General features: G+C 36.7%; 19 protein-coding genes and 1 riboswitch. Of the genes, 1 reads left to right on the top strand and 18 read right to left on the bottom strand.

The annotated features are described in order from the left end of the window. Positions 1 to 10: 10 nt before the first annotated feature. The 17 genes from GJU32_RS17810 to GJU32_RS17890 form a co-directional block, all read right to left on the bottom strand. Positions 11 to 475 (bottom strand): hypothetical protein, encoded by a 465-nt coding sequence (locus GJU32_RS17810; protein WP_155593269.1) that lies wholly within the window; start codon positions 473 to 475, stop codon positions 11 to 13. Between the two features lie 132 nt (positions 476 to 607). Further along, a complete protein-coding gene (locus tag GJU32_RS17815; RefSeq protein ID WP_155593270.1) occupies positions 608 to 1,231 on the bottom strand; it encodes an NUDIX hydrolase in 624 nt (207 codons plus the stop codon). 12 nt (positions 1,232 to 1,243) lie between these two features. Next, positions 1,244 to 2,341: an AI-2E family transporter gene (locus tag GJU32_RS17820; RefSeq protein WP_155593271.1), complete on the bottom strand. Its 1,098-nt coding sequence runs from the start codon at positions 2,339 to 2,341 to the stop codon at positions 1,244 to 1,246. Between the two features lie 166 nt (positions 2,342 to 2,507). After that, positions 2,508 to 4,205: a M3 family oligoendopeptidase gene (locus tag GJU32_RS17825; protein WP_155593272.1), complete on the bottom strand. Its 1,698-nt coding sequence runs from the start codon at positions 4,203 to 4,205 to the stop codon at positions 2,508 to 2,510. A 167-nt stretch (positions 4,206 to 4,372) separates the two neighbouring features. Continuing rightward, the gene (locus tag GJU32_RS17830; protein WP_230875085.1) at positions 4,373 to 4,948 is read right to left on the bottom strand and encodes a YdcF family protein; all 576 of its coding nucleotides are present in this window, start codon (positions 4,946 to 4,948) and stop codon (positions 4,373 to 4,375) included. A gap of 75 nt (positions 4,949 to 5,023) precedes the next feature. After that, on the bottom strand, positions 5,024 to 6,766 hold the full coding sequence (locus GJU32_RS17835) for a methyl-accepting chemotaxis protein (RefSeq protein ID WP_155593273.1): 1,743 nt from the start codon (positions 6,764 to 6,766) through the stop codon (positions 5,024 to 5,026). A gap of 340 nt (positions 6,767 to 7,106) precedes the next feature. Next, complete coding sequence (locus GJU32_RS17840) at positions 7,107 to 8,405, bottom strand: arsenic transporter (RefSeq protein WP_196426736.1); 1,299 nt, start codon at positions 8,403 to 8,405, stop codon at positions 7,107 to 7,109. A 69-nt stretch (positions 8,406 to 8,474) separates the two neighbouring features. Next, positions 8,475 to 9,194 (bottom strand): YebC/PmpR family DNA-binding transcriptional regulator, encoded by a 720-nt coding sequence (locus GJU32_RS17845; protein WP_155593275.1) that lies wholly within the window; start codon positions 9,192 to 9,194, stop codon positions 8,475 to 8,477. Positions 9,195 to 9,395: 201 nt separating this feature from the next. Further along, positions 9,396 to 9,857, bottom strand: coding sequence for a low molecular weight protein-tyrosine-phosphatase (locus GJU32_RS17850; RefSeq protein WP_155593276.1), 462 nt, complete (start codon positions 9,855 to 9,857; stop codon positions 9,396 to 9,398). A 62-nt stretch (positions 9,858 to 9,919) separates the two neighbouring features. After that, positions 9,920 to 10,522, bottom strand: a complete 603-nt coding sequence (locus tag GJU32_RS17855; protein ID WP_155593277.1) for a lysophospholipid acyltransferase family protein — start codon at positions 10,520 to 10,522, stop codon at positions 9,920 to 9,922. A gap of 79 nt (positions 10,523 to 10,601) precedes the next feature. Then, positions 10,602 to 11,435: a putative RNA methyltransferase gene (locus GJU32_RS17860; RefSeq protein WP_155593278.1), complete on the bottom strand. Its 834-nt coding sequence runs from the start codon at positions 11,433 to 11,435 to the stop codon at positions 10,602 to 10,604. A 2-nt stretch (positions 11,436 to 11,437) separates the two neighbouring features. Then, entirely contained in the window at positions 11,438 to 12,805 is a 1,368-nt protein-coding gene (locus tag GJU32_RS17865; RefSeq protein WP_155593279.1) for an MATE family efflux transporter, read from the bottom strand. Positions 12,806 to 12,943: 138 nt separating this feature from the next. After that, positions 12,944 to 13,711 (bottom strand): tyrosine-protein phosphatase, encoded by a 768-nt coding sequence (locus tag GJU32_RS17870; RefSeq protein ID WP_155593280.1) that lies wholly within the window; start codon positions 13,709 to 13,711, stop codon positions 12,944 to 12,946. Between the two features lie 139 nt (positions 13,712 to 13,850). Then, entirely contained in the window at positions 13,851 to 14,801 is a 951-nt protein-coding gene (locus tag GJU32_RS17875; RefSeq protein ID WP_155593281.1) for an ABC transporter substrate-binding protein, read from the bottom strand. Then, on the bottom strand, positions 14,785 to 15,342 hold the full coding sequence (locus GJU32_RS17880) for a hypothetical protein (RefSeq protein ID WP_155593282.1): 558 nt from the start codon (positions 15,340 to 15,342) through the stop codon (positions 14,785 to 14,787). Before GJU32_RS17880 ends, GJU32_RS17875 begins: the two co-directional genes overlap by 17 nt. 163 nt (positions 15,343 to 15,505) lie before the next feature. Then, positions 15,506 to 15,704: riboswitch (cobalamin riboswitch) on the bottom strand. 125 nt (positions 15,705 to 15,829) lie between these two features. Beyond that, on the bottom strand, positions 15,830 to 16,375 hold the full coding sequence (locus GJU32_RS17885; protein ID WP_155593283.1) for a glutathione peroxidase: 546 nt from the start codon (positions 16,373 to 16,375) through the stop codon (positions 15,830 to 15,832). Between the two features lie 83 nt (positions 16,376 to 16,458). Further along, a complete protein-coding gene (locus GJU32_RS17890) occupies positions 16,459 to 17,013 on the bottom strand; it encodes a hypothetical protein (protein ID WP_155593284.1) in 555 nt (184 codons plus the stop codon). A gap of 90 nt (positions 17,014 to 17,103) precedes the next feature. Between GJU32_RS17890 and ytvI the strand changes: the two genes are divergently transcribed. Beyond that, positions 17,104 to 18,162: a sporulation integral membrane protein YtvI gene (gene ytvI / locus GJU32_RS17895; protein WP_155593285.1), complete on the top strand. Its 1,059-nt coding sequence runs from the start codon at positions 17,104 to 17,106 to the stop codon at positions 18,160 to 18,162. 85 nt (positions 18,163 to 18,247) lie between these two features. Here ytvI and GJU32_RS17900 read toward each other — a convergent pair whose 3' ends face one another. Beyond that, the gene (locus GJU32_RS17900; RefSeq protein ID WP_274381829.1) at positions 18,248 to 19,384 is read right to left on the bottom strand and encodes a C40 family peptidase; all 1,137 of its coding nucleotides are present in this window, start codon (positions 19,382 to 19,384) and stop codon (positions 18,248 to 18,250) included. Between the last annotated feature and the right edge of the window lie 179 nt (positions 19,385 to 19,563).

Genomic DNA, 19,563 nt, shown 5'->3' on the forward strand with positions numbered 1-19,563 from the left:
CCCGTATTTTTTATTTCTTTGTACGAAAGCCTTCTTCTAGTAAGTATTCTTTCGCAGCATCATACGTACCAAATGCCTCTTCAAGATTTTCCCCATGGTATACATTCCAAGAACGTTGCTCAAATGCTAGCTGTAATTGACCACCCTCTCGGCTATGCCAAATCTCTACAATCGGCTCCTGCTCTTCTACTTCTTCTGATAAATACTGGATAGAATCCTCAATAATTTCACGAAGCTTTTGCTCATCGTAATCACGAATATTCACTAAACCTTTATCATTAGCCTCTTGCTCATAGCGTAATAAATCTCCAACAAAGACAAAGCCATTGCCATTTGGATGTAGCTTTTCAACTACAACTGTCTTCTCATAAAGGCTATCCATGTAATGATAATTTAAGCGTTTTAATGAGATTTCCTTTTTAGTTAGTCCAGAAAACGATTCAATAATCGTTTGTTTTTGTTCAAATGTTAGCATATAAAAAATGCTCCTTTTCTTTACAATCTATCTAACAGTATAACTCATTTTTTCCTATTATATCGTGTAGTTTCTAAATCATTTTTGCCAAAAAAATAGGACAAGCTATTACGTAGCTTATCCTATTTATAATTATGATGTTTGGTTAAATATTTTTTCGGAAGCAAATTTTATCACTTGTGCAACGTACAATTCTCGATAGGGAACAAACTGTGCTGTACCGACTGGTCTGACAATTTTTACACGTTGACCATCAGGGAAATATTCGTAGCCTTCAATATTAAGTGTCGTCGTCTCTCCCAAGAAGAAAGCCTCTGCTTCATTTAGTTTTGCTCTCACTACACCTGATACTTCCTCATACTGTAATGCAAAGGAATTCCAATCATGCTTGAAAGGGTATATGTAGACATGGCAAAATTCATTGTCGATCATATTTTCAGAAACGATACTGCAAGAGGTCATGCCCATTTTTACAACTTCATGGACATCTATTTGGAGCCCCAATTCTTCTTTTACTTCTCGAATACCTGACTCCACTGTCTCAATAGCTAAAAGATGCCCTGCTGCCGTAATATCCAGCAACCCCGGATAATCCTTTTTCTGCGAGCTACGGACTTGAAAATAAATATATTCTTCATTTACAAGCCAACAGTGAAACGTCTCATGCCAAAGCCCTTTTTCATGTACTTCCGCCCTCGTCGCTGTACCAATTTGCTCATGCTGCTCATTAAATACCTTCACAATTTCTTGTTCCATTTTTTTCGACTCCTATACTGACTTCGTAGCTTTTTTCTTAATCGCATTACGTTGATCATAAATATTGGATACGATAACCTTTAATACTGCATAGAATGGTACAGCAATAATAATACCAATGAAACCTGCAATATTACCTGCTGCTAGAATAATTGTAATAACTGTAAGTGGATGGATATCGAGTGATTTTCCCATGACGTTAGGCGTGATAAAGTTGCTGTCAATTTGTTGCGCAACAAGCGTCACAACGGATACCCAAATAACTAAAATAGGATCCTGAATAACTGCTACTATAAGTGCTGGTGTAAAGGCGATCCAAGGTCCAATAAATGGAACCATATTCATAAAGAACGCGAAGATAACTAGCAGTAACGAATATTCTAATCCGATAATTAAATAACCTACATACATAATCAGTGCTAATAAAAAACTTATTTGCAGTTGACCTTGAATATAAGTACGTAATACATCATCAATTTCACTTAATGTTTTCTTAACCCATTGTTGACGTTCTCCACTGAAATACTTATAGATGGATGGAGCAAATTTCTCATGATCCTTCAGCATAAAAATAAAGAAAAATGGAATTAAAATGGCTAATAACGACACGGACACAATGGATTGTAAAAAGGAAACAAATCCTTTACTCGCCACTACTGCAATATCTTGTACAGAATTCGCCATTTTTTCAATAACATCATTTAATTGCTGTGGGAAGTTATCTTTATTTTGCAGCACATAGTCTGTTAATTGCTGAATGCTCGTACTAATACCAGAACTAATCATAGGGGCATTCTTCACTAATTTATTGACTTGCTCGGCAATTGGATTACCAATCATCCAGCCAAAACCGCCTGCCAGCGCTATTAGGCCAAACACAATCGTCAATATACTTGCCCATCTTGGAAATCTACGTTTTTCTAAAAATCTCTGAATCGGCTCAGTCACATAATATAGGACACCGCCAAGTAGTAAAGGCACAAAAATTGCTTTTAATATGATGACAAGTGGTGAAAAAATCCAATGAATCTCTATAAAATATTTAATGATTAGTAGTGTAAGTAATATCCCTACACCTACTTGAAACCAAACTTTCCTCGTCACTTTCATTCACTTCCTTTTATCACAGTTACTGAAAATACTACTGATATATTAACCATTTCGCAAGTATTCTAGTATTTATCGACAAAACAAAATTATATGTAGGTTAAAAATAAAAAAACTCGCTCACTTCCACAGTGCATCTCGTGGAAGTGTAGCGAATTTAAGTGATCAATTATAGCGACGAGTCATCTACTGAATTTAAGTATGCCTCAATTTCCCCAATAACCGATTCAACACAGCCATCTTCAAATGGTGAAATTAAGCCTGCCTCTTTTACAAGCTTTGTAAAGGACATAGAGCCACCTAAACCACATAGATGAATATAATCTTTCCAAGCCGCTTCAAATCCTTCACGTGAACGTTTCCAGAACTGGAAGGCACAAATTTGTGCTAACGTATAATCAATATAGTAGAACGGGCTTGCATAAATGTGACCTTGACGTTGCCAAATGCTTCCAGCTTCAAGGTAGCTGTTTTGATCATATTCACGGTGTGGTAAATATGTTTCTTCAATTTTCTTCCATGCTGCTTTACGTTCAGCTGGTGTCATCGTTGGGTTTTCATAAATAACATGTTGGAACTCATCTACTGCAACACCATATGGTAAGAATAAAAGACCGCTACTTAAATGCGTAAACTTATATTTTTCTGTATCTTCTTTAAAGAACAGCTCCATCCAAGGCCATGTGAAAAATTCCATACTCATCGAGTGAATTTCACAAGATTCGTAGGTTGGCCATAAATACTCAGGAATACCAATGTTACGGCTTGAGTAAACTTGGAAAGCATGTCCAGCTTCGTGAGTTAACACATCAATGTCGCCTGATGTACCGTTAAAGTTCGAGAAAATATATGGAGAATGATAGTTTTCGATAAACGTACAATAACCACCACTCTCTTTTCCTTTCTTCGCTACTAGGTCCATTAATTCATGGTCAATCATGAAGTTGAAGAATTCTCCTGTTTCAGGAGATAGCTCCTCATACATTTTTTTACCGTTCGCCACGATCCACTCTGGATCACCTTTTGGTGTAGCATTACCTGATAGGAAGTTTAGTGCTTCATCATAGAATTTAAAATCTTCAATTCCAATACGCTTGGCCTGACGCTCATATAGCTTAGTTGCAACAGGTACAATTAAATCACGAACCTGATCACGGAATTTTTTAACCATTTCAGCGTTATAATCAATTCGATTCATGCGAATATAACCTAGTTCAACATAGTTGTTATAGCCTAGTTTAATCGCAATTTCATGACGGACTTTTACAAGCTCGTCATATAAACGGTCGAATTCATCTTCATGCTCCGCAAAGAAACCAAAACGAGCATCAGTTGCTGCCTTACGTGTTTCTCGATCAGTTGATTCCGCAAACGGACCAAGCTGAGCAAGTGTTAATGTCTCCCCATTAAAGTCGATTTGTGCAGAAGCAACAAGCTTATTGTACTCAGATACTAACTTGTTTTCTTTTTGCATTAAATCAATCACTTCTGGTGAGAAGCCTTTAATTTGATAAGTTGCTAGGTCAAATAATTGTTGACCCCATTTTTCTTCTAATTGCTGACGGAACGGTGAGTCAATTAATGCTTTATAGTATTCTGTAGTTACTTCTTCTAGTTCAGGACCAACTTCATCGAAATAGTCGCGCTCTGCTTGATAAAATTCATCATTTGTATCGATTGAAGCACGAATATATACTAAGTTAGCCATTGTGGCAAAGTCATTACTGATTGCATTTAATTGTTCAATTACACCACTTTGCTCGTCCATCGATTGTGCATTTTTAAAATGAACGATAAGCGCTAATTGCTGCTCTTTCATCGTTGCAACATTTGGACGGCTGTATTCATAGTCTTTAAACGTTTTCATTCAAGTCCCCACTTTCTATCATATACCCCGTGATACTTCTATTATATGCCAAATCTATCCTATTAAGAAACAATTTTCTTCGCTCAACAGGGGGTGTTTTTTTACACGAGAGCTCTAGATACTAAAACTAAAAAATCCAGAAGCCATTACGCCTAGGGATAATGGCTTTAGTAGCCAACAATATATGTTTTTAGTAAAGCAGCTCTTTCTCTTATTTTTAGTTTTGCTTCTACTGATTTTGGCGTTTCGGCCGCTACGACATCTACCTCAAAATCTAAAGTCTCTGCTAGATATTTTGCACGTTTCAAATGAAAATCATTGGAAACAATAGTGATTTTCTTTGTCTCTTTTGGTACTAGTTCTTTAGAAAAAACTAAATTCTCATATGTGGAAGTAGACTTATCCTCTATGATAATTCTTGTAGCACCTATACCATTTTGTTCCAGATAATCTTTCATCACAGATGCTTCTGTTCGATCTTCATCTGATCCTTGTCCCCCTGACACAATGACCTTAACATGTGGGTACTTTGTTAAATATGGAACCGCCACCTCTAATCGACTTTTTAATGAAAGTGATGGCACACCACCAGGCTTAACTTTTGCCCCTAGTATAATCATATAGTCAGCCGAGCCATCTGCATTTGGTTCAACACCCTGCTCTATTTCTTTTCCCAACCAAATATAAAGCACAATTCCTATACAAATTAGAAAAATACTTACTCTAATCACCCATTTTTTCACAAATCACCCCTCCCTTACCTTTTATTAACGTGAAGAAAGAAAAAAGGATGCTTGTTTACCAAGCATCCCGAATGATTATCTTAAATTAAAGCGTTTAATGGACTCTTGTAGTGCAGATATCTCATCAGTGAGATCATTGGAAGATTCACTTACGAGCTGGATTGCTCGTTGCTGTTCATCTACAGATGCTGTTACCTCTTCAGAAGCAGCAGCATTCTTTTCACTAACCATGGCAATACTTTCGATGGATTGCATAATACCATTCTTAGAACTATTTAAATATTCTACACCCTCTGTCATATCTCCTATGATTGCTATTATTTTTTCAACAGCCAATTTAATTTCTTTAAAGGACAACTCTGTAATCATGACCGAATCATTTTGTTGACGCACAATAACATGTGTTTTTTCCATCTCATCATTTACTAAGTTCGTTTCACTTTCAATACCCTTTAAAGTAGTGCGTACTAGTTCTGTCGCTATAGATGTTTGATCTGCAAGCTTCCGTACTTCATCCGCAACAACTGCGAATCCTTTGCCATGTTCACCCGCTCGTGCTGCTTCAATCGAGGCGTTAAGAGCAAGAAGATTCGTTTGATCTGAAATCTCAGTAATCGTCCCCACAATGCCTTCAATTTCACGCACTTTGACAATTAAACTACCAAACACAGACCGAATATTCTGAATAATAGTTGAAGACTCTTGAGATTTCATTTTCAAGCTATCTATATTGACTAAACCTTCTTCATTTGATTTTTTCATATGCTGTGATGCGTCTAGCATTAATTCATTTTTATCATGCAATCCTTCAATTTGTTGAGCAAACTCGACAGCTATTCGATTCGTATCCTCCGCTTCGGATGCTTGCTGTACAGCACCTTTCGATACTTCATTAATAGCTTTGACGATTTCGTCACCATAGGCATTTGTCTCTTCAGCCACCGCTGTTAAGTTTGCTGATGTCGATTGTATTTCTACAATTGCTTCCTCCACGTCTGAGATTAGCGTTTTGAGTTGATCAACCATCTCATTAAAGCCCTCATTTAACTGACCAATTTCATCTGAACGTTGTAAATGTTCAATCTCTACAGTTAAATTCCCTTTCGCGACTTCACGTACACGCCTAGATAATTTTTTAACAGGTAAAGCCAGATGTCTTGAAACAAGAATAACAATGATAGTCCCTATAATAATAGCACCCGCTAATGTCACACCAATCACTAATAATAGAGAATTCGCCTCTTCATTAAAATCTTGCATATATGTACCTGATGCAATAACCCATCCCCAATATGGATCTTTTGCAGAGTAAATAATTTTATCTGCTATCACATTTTGACCTGGTAACTCAAATTCATATTTTGTAAAGCCACCACCATCAAGCGCCTTTTCCGTTACTTCTCGTATAAAGTAATTGCCGCTACTATCTTGGTCCTCCCAAAGATTATCTCCTTCTCTAGTTGGATGTGTTGTTAATGTCCCTTTCTCATCCAACACATAGATATAGCCATACTCTCCTAAATCACCCGGATAATTAATTGGTCGCTTGCCTTCACTATCTTTAGGACCAAGGAATGCTTCTCGTACTCGCTCCTGTGCTACCTCTAAAGGAATGTCACCTTTTTCAACACTCTCGTTTGCAAGTTCAATTAATTGTAAAGAATTTTGAACACTATTGTAAATTACTTGCTCACCAATATCCTCCATCCCATGCTTAGCCTTACTATAACTCACTAAACCAATAATAAAACTAGGAATAATTAGTAGTGCTAATGAAATAATAATTAGTTTCCCCTGGATTGAACGTAAAAAACCCATACTTTAGTCCCCCATTTCCTTCGTTCAACTATATATTAATTTATATTATATTATGTTATGGTTTGTTAATTTTAACAATGGGTAAAACACAATTTATTTTATATTTTACCTTTATTTGTCATATTTTAGTATTTTTCTCCAACTTGTGAACCCACGGCATTGCGGAATATGTATCATTAGAAACTATTTTTCTACAAGATCTATACTCCTAGAAAAATAGTTTCAAAGTCATCATAGTTTGAATGTATTAATCGTTTTTATTACCTCTCTAGATGTTTGGACTAAAACTGTTACAACTTTATTTTATTGTACTATTATTCTAACTATTTAGACATTAAATTTATGAAATTAAGGATATCCAAATAACTAATGCGATTAAAGTAGCGAACAATGTTGGAATTGTAAGAATGATGCCGATTTTAAAATACTGTCCCCAGCTAATTTTAATGCCTTTTTGAGCCAATATATGTAGCCATAACAATGTCGCTAACGAGCCAATCGGTGTCATTTTTGGACCTAGATTCGTGCCAATCACATTTGCATAAATCAGCCCTTCTTTCATCATGCCAGTTGCACTTGTTTCAGAAATCGCTAAGGCATCAATCATGACAGTGGGTAAATTATTCATGACAGCTGATAAAATTGCCGCAACAAATCCCATAGTGAGTGTTGCCACTACGAAGCCTTGTTGTACAGCTTGCTCTAGTAAACTTGCTAGCAATCCTGTCATCCCTACATTTTTTAAACCGTAGACAACCACATACATGCCAATAGAGAAGAATACTATATTCCACGGAGCTCCTTTTACAACCCTTTTCGTATCTACGAAAGAACTACGCTGTGCAAGCCATAAGAAAATAGAGGCCACACCACATAAAATAAAGGATACAGGAATGTGTAAAAGTTCACCGATCACGAAACCTGCTAATAGGATGGCAATCACATACCAAGATATCGAAAATAATCTTGGGTCTCGGATTGCCTGCTTTGGGTGCTCAACTGCCTCAAGAGAATAATCTTGCGGAATGGACCGACGAAAAACAATATAAAGTACTACTATACTTGCTACTAAAGAAAAGAAGTTCGGTACAACCATATGAACTGCATAATCTATAAAACCTATTTCAAAAAAATCAGCCGATACGATATTTGTTAAATTACTAATAACAAAGGGTAAGGATGTTGTATCTGCTATAAAGCCACTAGCAATGATAAATGGAAAAATCATTTTTTCAGTTAAATTCAGCTTTCTCACCATCGCTAAAACAATGGGCGTTAATATTAAAGCAGCACCATCATTAGCAAATAGAGCCGACACAATAGCCCCTAGACATGCAATGTAAACAAATAAGCGGATTCCACTCCCCTTAGCAAGCCGTGCCATATGAAGAGCAGCCCACTCGAAAAAGCCAATTTCATCTAATATAAGCGAAATTAAAATAATACCAATAAATGAAAGCGTGGCATTCCAAACGATCCCAGTCACCTCTAGCACATCATGCCAAGTCACTACCCCAATTAGTAGTGCAATAGCTGCTCCGATACAGGCTGACCAACCAATAGACAATTTACGTGGTTGAACAATGACAAAAAACAAGGTAACTAAAAATAAAATAATTGCTAAAGCAGTATCCACCATTTTCCTCCCTAATTAAAAACCAGTAGCCTTATATGCTACTGGTTTACTCCATTAAATTAAATTATCGGTTTATTCGCCTAAATCTGCATTGTGGAAGACATTTTGTACATCTTCTAAATCTTCTAATGCATCGATTAATTTTTCAAATTTCGCTACATCGTCGCCTGTTAATGCCACTTCTGTTTGTGGTAGCATAGAAAGTTCTGCTACTGTAAACTCTTGAACACCCGCAGCCTTTAATGCTTCTTGCGTAGCAAAGAATTGATCCGGTTCAGCATAAATAATGACAGCTTCCTCTTCTTCCAAAATATCACGAGCATCAATATCTGCTTCCATTAAAATTTCTAGGACTTCATCAGCCGTTTTACCTTCTAAACCTATAACTGCTGTTGAATCGAACATATAAGCTACAGATCCACTGACACCCATATTTCCGTTATTTTTACCAAATGCTGCGCGAACATCAGATGCTGTACGATTCACATTGTTTGTTAAAGCATCCACGATAATCATTGTGCCTGCTGGTCCAAAGCCTTCATAACGCAATTCATCAAAGTTTTCATCACCGCCACCTTTTGCTTTATCGATGGCTTTTTCTATAATATGTTTTGGAACACTATATGTTTTTGCGCGTTCAAGCACCACTTTAAGTGCACGGTTTGACTCTGGATCTGGTTCGCCTGATTTAGCTGCCACATAAATTTCTCGCCCAAATTTTGCATTAATACGGCTTGTGCTTTGATCTTTAGACGCTTTCTTTTCTTTAATGTTATTCCACTTACGACCCATTGTTTCCACTCTCTTTCAAAAGATAAATTTATAAAAATGATAGATACGCAGTTGCACATCTGTAAATGGTAATTAAATACTTATCGTATCTTTACTCTGCAAATAATAACATAATGATGCTTACAAAGCTAGATATACCAATGTTTAAGCTAATATTTTCTTGAAAAAATGCTGTTAAAATTTACGTTTTTTAACGTCACCTTACAGCTGTTCTTGCTTAATTTTTTCTAGTAATGCCTGACAGCCTTCTTGCACCAAATCATAGGTTTCTTGAAAATCATCTGTATAGTAAGGATCAGGGACGTCTTTGCGATATTGCGTTAAATCTAAAAAATGAAAAATCTTTGGTGAGTGAGGGTCGCTCAATATCGTTCTGATATTATGAATATTGCTTTCATCCATACCAATAATATATGTAAAGCTTTCAAAATCAGTCTTTTGTAACTGTCGACCTTCCATTCCTGTTGTGGAAATACCATATTCTCTAAGCTTATCCTGCGTGCCTCGATGCGGGGGTTCACCAATATGCCATGAACTAGTAGCAGCAGAATCTACTTCTATTTTATCTCTTAGATGATTTTTCTCTACCAAATCACGCATGACTGCCTCTGCCATTGGTGATCGACAGATGTTGCCTAAGCAAACGAAAAGTACTCGAATCATTTTTATTTATCCTCCTACAACAAAGCACTCAAAATCACTTTGATTCTGAGTGCCATTGTATGTTATTTGACTGCAATACGTTTTTGTAATTCTTCTGTTAATGAGATTAGCTCATTTTCAAGGTGTTGGGTAAATTGCTCTCTACCTTCTTTTCCTTTACCCGTTACATAAAATGGTTCACCATAGATTAAATAACCTTTGCCACGCTTCATCACATCTCCAGCATTACGTGCACCCACGTAAGCAGCAGGTACAATTTGCGCTTTTGCCAGCTGTGCGATTGTAATCGCTCCTTGCTTTAAATCTGTTCCTTCTGCACTTCGTGTACCAGATGGGAAAATCCCAACAATTTTACCTTCTTTCAATAACTGTGAAGGAATTTTAATAACGCTAGGACCTGGATTATCACGGTCCACTGGAAAGGCATTTAAACGCTCAACAAGCCAACCAAGGCCTTTCATTTCGAATAATTGCTTCTTCGCCATAAAGTGAATTTCTCGAGGGTACATGGCTACGCCAAGGTTTAAAATATCAACATAACCTGTATGTGTACAAGCTATAATAAACCCATTTTCTTTCGGCAAGTTTTCTTCTCCATATACACGAGCCTTTGAGCCCATTAGTTTTAATATTACTTTGACAACATTTGCTACTAATTTATACACTGTTACATTCCTACCTTATTCAATAGTTATTCCTATTGTAATCGAAAAGACAAGTATACTGCAATTGTAGATGACCATCTTAAACTTTCCCTATTAATAGATCCACATCAATCGTAATTTCATTTAATACAATAGCTGTATCATCTTTTTTATGCCATCCCATCGGTGTCATCTCTAATAATGCTGGCACAAGGTCCTTCGCAAGCAGTGAAGTATAGGTTATACGTTCTACGTTAACCTCGTTAAAACTATCTCGGAATCGTGAAACAATCTGTTCATTGGAATATGTCTCTTTGTTGGAATCTGCGTATAGTTGTGCTCGTAACTCATGTAAATAACCGCTTTGGGGCACAACTTTTACAATACAGCCATTAGGTGCAAGAAGACGTTTAAACTCCTCATAATTTGCAGGAGATAAAATATTTAAAATCGCATCGAAGCCGGATTTAGCAAAAGGACTTTTCGCCAAATCACCTACACACCAAATTTGATGTGGATAATGACGTGCTGCAGCCACTATGCCCTCCTTTGCTATATCGATACCGATGCCTATACGATCATTTTTATCCTTCATAATACGCGCTAAATGTGATCCTTCTCCACAACCAGTATCAAGCACTGTTTTTGCAGAGGCAATAAGCTCAACGATTTTCTCTTCTACAACATCATAGATTCCACTATCGATTACAGCCTTGCGAGATTCAAAAAGACTCTTACTATATTTAGAAGTAGCACTATGCGTCAGCATATTGACATAGCCCTGCTTGGCGATATCAAAAGAATGGTTGGCGGAACAAACCAATCTCCCCTGCTCATAGACATACATCGATTGCTGACATACCGGACAAGCAAAAAGCTGGATATGTTGATCCATTAATGCTGCCCCTACAGCTCGTTTAGAAAGTGCTCCCATTTCTATGCCTCCTTCTGTTCATTTGGTGAAACAAGGGCAAATCGCTCCCATTTACGGCTCTTCCATCTAAAGTATACGATAATTGCCCGTACCCATTCATCTGCTGAAATGGCTAGCCAAATACCGACCAAGCCCCAATCCAGTACGAATACAAATAAATAACCGAGTGGCAGACTCATGCAGACCATCGATAGAAACCCAATTTTCACTGGAAATCTTGCATCCCCTGAAGCACGTAAAGAGTTAATGACAACAATATTCATTGTACGACCAGTTTCAAGTAAAACACTTAATGCCAACACAGATGCCCCAATCGCTATAACTTCAGGATTATCTGTAAAAACATACATGAACTGTTTGCGGAAAATCGTGACCACAGCGACCATAATGATCGTAAAAACAAATGCCGCACGTACACTTATCCAAAGCTGTTGATAAGCCTCCTCTTTTTTGCCTGCACCTACCCGTCGACCGATAATGATTGCTGTCCCTGTACCTATGGCAATTGCAAATAAATAGGTAAACATTGAAATATTCATGGCATATTGTCTTGCTGCCAGTGTTTCTGCTCCTAAATATGTCGCGTAATATAAAAATATGATCTGACAAAACTGATAAAGAACCTGCTCAAATGCAGATGGTAAACCGATGTTTAATATCTTTCTTACATATTCCTTTGAATACTCGAAATAATATTGTACCTTTACACGAACTTCCATTACCTGATACAGCAACCAGAAAAATACGAGTACTGCTAATCCTCGACTAATGACAGAAGAAATAGCTGCTCCTTTTACACCAAGCTCTGGTAAACCCAAATTCCCGAAAATAAGACCGTAATTCAACACAACATGCAACACGTTCATACCAAGCGATACATACATCGTTTGTTTCGTCCAACCATGTACACGGATAATTGCAGCAAGGGCATTAATGATAGCCTGTAGGAAAATAAAGCTCCCGATGATTACTAAGTAACTTTGTGCATAGTAGAGTACTTCTCCCTGCAAGTTCATCATGGTCATTAAATGACTAGCAAAGAAGAAAAATAGAATACTCATCAAAAGCCCCACGCCCAAATTCATTGTGACGGCTAAAGCCGAAATTTTCGCTGCTTCAAAATAGCGTCTTGAACCCAAATATTGAGAGACAACAATGGACGCACCATTGCCCACTACTTCAAGAATCAGGATAGCTATATGGATATATTGATTGGCTGCACCTACCCCTGATACAGCATTATCTGATAATGCACTGAGCATAAAAGTATCGGCTAATCCCATTAACATAAATAAAAATACTTCTAAGAAGATGGGCCATGTTAAATGGAATAGACTTAACTTATTTGTCTCTTTAATTGTGTCTGCCAATACTTTCACTCCTCCTATATTTTTCTTAAAAATCTATTGTATCTTATCACAAATTTTCAGACTGTAAAGAGGTTTGTAGGAAGACAGCGCTTCCACACAAAAAATCCCTCTCACATCTTTTTGTGAAAGGGCTCCTTCTTAGGTTAAGCAATAGGATTGTAATTGCTTACGCTTTTCAGTTGTTAGGCCAAACTCCTGCTCTAAAAACTCATTTTTTGAACCATAGCGATGATCCATAGCATCCAATGCTGCTTGTAAATAATCCTCGCGAGCTGACATCAATGCATAAAATTGCTGTAATTCTTGCTCATTATATTGACGCTGAATAGATTGAGCCATTTTTTCTACCATTGGACGTAAATAGATATTCGTATCTAAATAGTCTTCCATTATAGTCTTTTCAGGTACATCTAACGCTAATAAAATAAGGGCACCCCCTATACCTGTTCGATCCTTTCCAACGGCACAATGGTGAACAAGCCCTAAATTATCAGGATTTTGAATAGTTTTCATTAACTCCTTAAAAGAGGCATTATTAAAAGGCATTTGTGCATAAAAGTCTCGGAACATTTCAGGGCTTATAACTTTATAAAAATCTCTACCACCAGTATTTGTTGGCATTTCAAATGCCTGATTACCCTTCGCTGGTATTTGAATATATTGAGACTGCGAGAATACAGGATTAGGATTATGTTGTGCCTCATTGTTGTCACGATAATCAAAAATGGTTTTAATACTTAATGTTTCAAATAGCTCTTTATCTGCCAATGTCATTTTTCCAAGTGCGGCTGAGCGGTAAAATAAACCATTCCTTACAACACGCCCATCTCTTGTCTTATATCCCCCCATATCTCGGAAATTATAGACTGCCTCAAATGGAATAACCTTTGTATCTAACCTTTCCATTTCCTATACCCCCTTAAATAATTGAGCATTCACCCTTTATTTTATAGAACATATTAAATTAATTCCAATTTTCACGCTAGGAAATAACTAACTACATAAAAAATGCTAGCCGTAAATACAGCTAGCATTGAGTCTTTTCTTATTTAAATAACTCTGGGTATACGGCTTTTGCTACTAGCTCTACGGCTTCCCCAATACGTGGACCAGGGCGATTAGAGATATCGGTATCCAGTGATTGTACTGCTTTGTTTTGAATGGCTGTCACAGTATTCCAACCATCACGAGCAAGAATTTCTCCTATTGGATCTTCCGTATAGTTTACTGTCGTTAAAATAACTTCTGGGTTTTTCGCAATGACATCTTCCTCAGATACTGGCGCCCAACTTTTTAGGTCAGAAAAAATATTGTTAACATTGGCTACATCTAATATTTCTTGCTGGAATGTGCCAGAGCCTGCTGTATAAATCTCAGGCTTAGGGCTAATCTCTAAATAAACATTTTTTGGTGTTTTTACTTCTTTCACCTTTGCTTGTACGTCAGCAATTTTCGCTTTAATCTCTTTGTTTAACGCCTTTCCTTTCTCTGCAACACCCATAACAGTGGCAATTTGTTCGATATCTCCATAAACATCATCAAATGTAGCTGCAGACTGAATTACGAACACTTTAATTCCCGCTTCTTCAAGTGGTTTTAGTGCATCCTTATCACCAATAGTATAAGCCATGACAACGTCTGGATTTAACGCCAAAATTCGTTCACTGTTAAAATTCATAGAATCAGATACACGTTCGATTTTCTGTGCAGCTTCTGGATACGTGTCATATTCAGTTGCTCCTACGATTTTATCGCCAACACCTAGTGCAAATAATATCTCAGTATTACTTGGTTGCAATGATACAATTGTTTTTGGTACTTCATCAAACTCTATTTCTACACCGCGATCATCTGTCACTTTGTAGCTTGTTTGCTCAGTCTGTTGCGTATCCTGTGAAGCATCTTTATTTTTAGTATCTTCAGCGGTACCACACCCCACTAAAACTAGTGCTAGTAGTAATACTGACAACCATTGAAAATTAAATAATTTCTTCATTGTTATTCTCCTTTTTCTTTTTCATCGGATATGATTTACTAATAAATGGTATTTCAGCTATCCCTGCTTGCTGGTTCATATAGACAGCCATGACAAAGCATACATTAGCTAATAAACCTAAATAATCAAATAGGATAGTTGATACTTCTCGTTCTTCGGCTACTTTGTGTAATGTACGATATGATTTTTTAGCTTCACTACGGCAAAGATGTAAAGCGGCAGCGGCTTCCGTCCCTTGAGGTAAAACAAAGCTTTGAATCTCTTCCTTCACATGACCAACATAAAAATCATAGCGCTCGCTTAACCAAGATAGATCCTCTTTTGTTACTGCTAGTTTTCCTCGAACTGAGCCATTAACATGATAAGCCATAGGCAAAATGAGCATTAAATCATCTGCAACAACTTGTACATCCTCTTTTTTCACTGCAGCTAATGCAACTCCTATATGCGTTGTGAGACTATCTGTCCGAATTTCAAAATCGACCGTAGATGCCTTTTCACGCATAAATGGATAGCAAGAATAACGTGCATCTTTTTTCAACTTGTAATCCCCCCACTTTCTCTATGAAAAATTCTTGCTTCAAAGGAACAAAAAAACGTCGCCCCTTTATCTGAAAGGAACGACGAAAATAACATAAAGATTGCCAAATCAACCGACATAGCCTATGTATTTGCCGTATATCCTCCTAGCTTCCGAGAAGTTTTTATACGTTCAAATAAAGGTCGGTCTCCTGGCTTGTACATCTCATTACAAGAAAACGAATGAATTATAAAGAACCTTCCCATCTCCATTGAAACAGTGGTAAATCTTTATAATAGCTGTACTTACAGTTGCGGAAACAGCTTCGGTTTTTCACCGAATTCCCTATTATGCTAATTAGCACCTTTATTCTGCAAGAATAATTCACTTGTAAAGCAGTTTATCACATATTAATAAGAAAAAATAGCTGTGCTCTGGATGGGAAACTTTAAAAATGAGAAAAATGCAAACCATTTAATAGGCTATTACATTTTACGAAATTTTTAAATTATACTATTCTTTCAATTGCTTCTTCAATATCAAGCTGTGAATCTGTTGGCTCGAAGCGTGCAACAGTCTTTCCGTTTGCATCTACTAGAAATTTTGTAAAATTCCAGCGAATATTACGACCGTCTAAAAAGCTTGGCGCTAGTTGAACAATTGCCTCAGCAAGCATTTTCTCCTGCATGCTTGCCTTCCCAAATTCACGAAAATCCACTTCATGCTTTAAATAATTAAATAATGGATGTGTAGCCTCTCCATTCACCTGTACAAGCTCAAAAATCGGGAATGCAACCCCATAATTCACCTTACAAAGGTGCGTAGTTTCCTCTCCATCTTCTGGATTTTGATGGCCAAATTGATCACAAGGAAAGCCTAAAACAACAAAATTATCTTTCCCATATTTATCATACATTTTTTGTAAGTCTTCAAATTGATAGGTAAATCGACATTGATTGGCCGTGTTAACAATTAACATCGTTTTTCCACGATATGTTTCCATAGATAAGATTTCGCCATTTGGCTTTCGAATTAAATAATTATAAATGCTCATTTCATGACCCCTTTTATTTTTTCATCTATTATAGTTGACTAGCTACTGATAACCAAAGAATCTGCACAAAAAACACCATCTCGTTATTTTGAACGGATGGCTGACTTAAACTTCTTTTTATTTTTATTATCTTGCTCTTCATTAATTAACCGATGTGCAATGTCTAACAATTTTGGGTCTTTTGTTTGATCATACAGCTTTTTAAAAGAGACAATAATGTCATAGCGTATGAGGGTAGGATGTTTCTCATCTAAGCATGTTTGAAATCTCTTAGCTAAATAAGACACAACTAAATCCCTTTGGACCTGACCAGCTAGTCCAATTTTCCAAATAGCTTGTAATGCGCTCCTTGCAGTACCAAATTGTTCATCATATGTCACAGCCCAAATCTTCAAAAAATCTTCCAATACTCTTTCTTCCGGATCACTTTTTGCAGCTAAAGCGCATAAAATTTGTGCAGCACGTGCACGAGCATTCCCATTATTATATGTAAGAGCTTTTACAAGCTGTTCCCAGACAGCATATGTCCAATCTACGGGTTCTTGCATAATTTTCATTAATTCCTCGTAAGATTCATATTGAACATCTTGGTCAAGCTCTGTTAGATTACTAAAAAGTTGCAAAATCTCTTTTTCCATAAATTATCCCTACCTTTATTGTTTCAGAACGTAATAAAATTCGATTTATGGTACACTTAACTTAATTTTTTTCGCAAAGAAGGTGAGTTTATGAATAAAATTAATGCTAGGAAATTGATTTTTCGATTGATTGTGATTCTATCCCTACTTGTAGCTGCCTATTTTATTATCCCAGTGTCCATGCCTTTACTATTTGCAGGGATCAGTGCTTTTTTCTTAGAACCTATTGTCATGTTCTTTAAAAGGCGGTGGAAAATGTCACGGAAAATAGCAGTTGCTTTTATTTACATAGTGAGTGTTATTGTTATTTCTATTATTTGCTATCTTTCAATTACACAGATTATGTCGCAAATAATCTTATTGTCTAAGCAGGCTCCTTATTATATTTCCAAGCTATCAGATATGTGGCTTCATATGCAAGAAAATATTTCTAAATACACTGAAGACTTTCCACCTGAAGTAAGTGCTTCGCTTCAAAAAACCACAATGGATTTCATAAAGAAAATTGAAGAATCCTTTTTAAGCTTCTTTAATTATAGCAAAGTTTCAGCATTCTTTTCAGAAATTCCAAGCCTATTTATTAGTCTTCTCGTTTATATGATTGCCCTATTCCTATTTATGCTTGATTTGCCAAAATTAAAGCAAATCACTTATAAATACTTAAAGCCTAACACTGCAAAAAAAATAAAAATTATTTTAAATCGCTTAAAAGATGCAACATTTGGCTATATGAAGGCGCACTTATTTGTAAGCTTCATTATTGGAGGCGTCACTCTCATAGGACTTCTATTAATTCAACCGAAATATGCCATAACAATGACTATTATTATCTGGTTAATAGATATTGTCCCTTTCCTAGGCTCCATCATTATTTTAGCCCCATGGGGACTCTATCATTTATTGATGGGCAACACATCAATTTCTGTAAAATTATTCATCTTAGCTGCTATTTTACTCATTATTCGTCGTGTCGTCGAGCCTAAACTAATGGGAGACCACATTGGCTTATCCACTTTGCCAACCTTAATTGCCATGTTTATCGGTCTACAGTTATTTGGCATTATCGGTTTACTTGTTGGTCCCTTTGTTATTATTTTCTTTATTGCCTTGAAAGAGACAGGTGTCATCAAATTAAATTTCAAAATATAGCGCAATTAAAAAAGGTCATCTTTGTAATTTTTTCTCTACAAAGATGACCTTTTTATAGTGTCATTCGTCTATATTATATAGAGGCTTATTGAATACGACCAAAGCCTACTAAGTATTGATTCCACCAATCAAGTGATTCAATTACGACACCATTGTTTTGAGCGTCGATCATTGTGTTGTTACCTAAGTAAATACCTACGTGTGCTACACCCGAACCATAGCTGAAGAATACTAAGTCGCCAACACGTGCTTCACCTGCTGAAATACGTTGTGTTGCTAAATATTGCTGTGACGCTGTACGAGGTAAAGAAACACCCGCTTGTTTGTATGACCATTGCACAAGACCTGAACAGTCAAAACCTGTAGATGGGTTACTACCACCCCAAACATATGGGCGTCCTAGGAATTGTTTAGCTGTTGAAATAGCATCGCCTGAAGATACAGTACCAGCACCTGAGCCAATGACAATATTTTGTGTTGGTTGTCCGCCACTATTGTTTTGAGTTGCTTGTACAACTGGAGTTGCGGCTTGGAGCGCACGTAAACGAGCTGCTTCTTCTTCAGCTGCTTTTCGCTCTGCTTCTAAACGTTCTTCTTCTTGTTTCGTTGCAATTTGAGCTTTTAATGCAAGTGATTTCGCTTCGTTTTCAGCCTTTTTCACTTCCATTTCGCTTTCCTTTTGTTGCAGCTCTTGGAATTGTTTTTGAAGCTCTTTTTGTTTTTCATCTAATGTAGCTTTTTGTTGCTCTAAGCTTGCTTTATCTGCTTCCTGTTGATTCACTAATTCTTGGTCAGCATCCATTAATGTTTTTACCGCTACGACACGGTCCATTAAATCTGCAAAGCTTTTTGCTTCAAGAACGACGTTTAAATAAACACCTACAGTATTATCTTGTGCTTGGTATGCAGCCATACGCTCACTTAAGATTTTAGAACGTTGCTCAATACGTTTTTGTGTTTCAACAATACTAGCATCTACCTCTTTAATTTCAGCTTGTACTTGTTTAAATACTTTTACTTTAGCGTCGATCTCTTGTTGTAGGTTTGTTAGTTCTTCTTGTAATTTTTTAACTTGTGCATCTATTTCAGCCTTTTTCTCGATCATTTGTTGAGAAGATTCTTCGGCATGTACTTCTGTTGGTTGAACTGTATTAAATAATAAGCCGCCAGCTAGTGCCAATGCTAGCACCATCGACTTACGCCATTTATTGCGTTTACCCACGTTACCTTCATTTCCCTTCATCTATCAATTTCGCTCTCGATGTTCTATGTAATCACTTGAACGATTTCTATATTAATCAATTGTTCTTATATTTGTTTTAGCCTTTTAAAGTTTAGCATTTCCGGCATAACTTTTATACTATTTCGCGTCTTTTTAATACATTAGTAAAACTCGAAACA

Origin of the sequence: Lysinibacillus cavernae (assembly GCF_009724685.1) — a bacterium.
Classification (GTDB): domain Bacteria; phylum Bacillota; class Bacilli; order Bacillales_A; family Planococcaceae; genus Lysinibacillus; species Lysinibacillus cavernae.

What these genes read in the sequence shown, in the direction of transcription:
- GJU32_RS17875 (WP_155593281.1), bottom strand. Translation starts at nt 14,801, where the DNA reads ATGAAGAAATTATTTAATTTTCAATGGTTGTCAGTATTACTACTAGCA.
- GJU32_RS17885 (WP_155593283.1), bottom strand. Translation starts at nt 16,375, where the DNA reads ATGAGCATTTATAATTATTTAATTCGAAAGCCAAATGGCGAAATCTTA.
- ytvI (WP_155593285.1), top strand. Translation starts at nt 17,104, where the DNA reads ATGAATAAAATTAATGCTAGGAAATTGATTTTTCGATTGATTGTGATT.
- GJU32_RS17845 (WP_155593275.1), bottom strand. Translation starts at nt 9,194, where the DNA reads ATGGGTCGTAAGTGGAATAACATTAAAGAAAAGAAAGCGTCTAAAGAT.
- GJU32_RS17890 (WP_155593284.1), bottom strand. Translation starts at nt 17,013, where the DNA reads ATGGAAAAAGAGATTTTGCAACTTTTTAGTAATCTAACAGAGCTTGAC.
- GJU32_RS17835 (WP_155593273.1), bottom strand. Translation starts at nt 6,766, where the DNA reads ATGGGTTTTTTACGTTCAATCCAGGGGAAACTAATTATTATTTCATTA.
- GJU32_RS17810 (WP_155593269.1), bottom strand. Translation starts at nt 475, where the DNA reads ATGCTAACATTTGAACAAAAACAAACGATTATTGAATCGTTTTCTGGA.
- GJU32_RS17870 (WP_155593280.1), bottom strand. Translation starts at nt 13,711, where the DNA reads ATGGAAAGGTTAGATACAAAGGTTATTCCATTTGAGGCAGTCTATAAT.
- GJU32_RS17825 (WP_155593272.1), bottom strand. Translation starts at nt 4,205, where the DNA reads ATGAAAACGTTTAAAGACTATGAATACAGCCGTCCAAATGTTGCAACG.
- GJU32_RS17860 (WP_155593278.1), bottom strand. Translation starts at nt 11,435, where the DNA reads ATGGGAGCACTTTCTAAACGAGCTGTAGGGGCAGCATTAATGGATCAA.
- GJU32_RS17820 (WP_155593271.1), bottom strand. Translation starts at nt 2,341, where the DNA reads ATGAAAGTGACGAGGAAAGTTTGGTTTCAAGTAGGTGTAGGGATATTA.
- GJU32_RS17815 (WP_155593270.1), bottom strand. Translation starts at nt 1,231, where the DNA reads ATGGAACAAGAAATTGTGAAGGTATTTAATGAGCAGCATGAGCAAATT.
- GJU32_RS17840 (WP_196426736.1), bottom strand. Translation starts at nt 8,405, where the DNA reads ATGGTGGATACTGCTTTAGCAATTATTTTATTTTTAGTTACCTTGTTT.
- GJU32_RS17850 (WP_155593276.1), bottom strand. Translation starts at nt 9,857, where the DNA reads ATGATTCGAGTACTTTTCGTTTGCTTAGGCAACATCTGTCGATCACCA.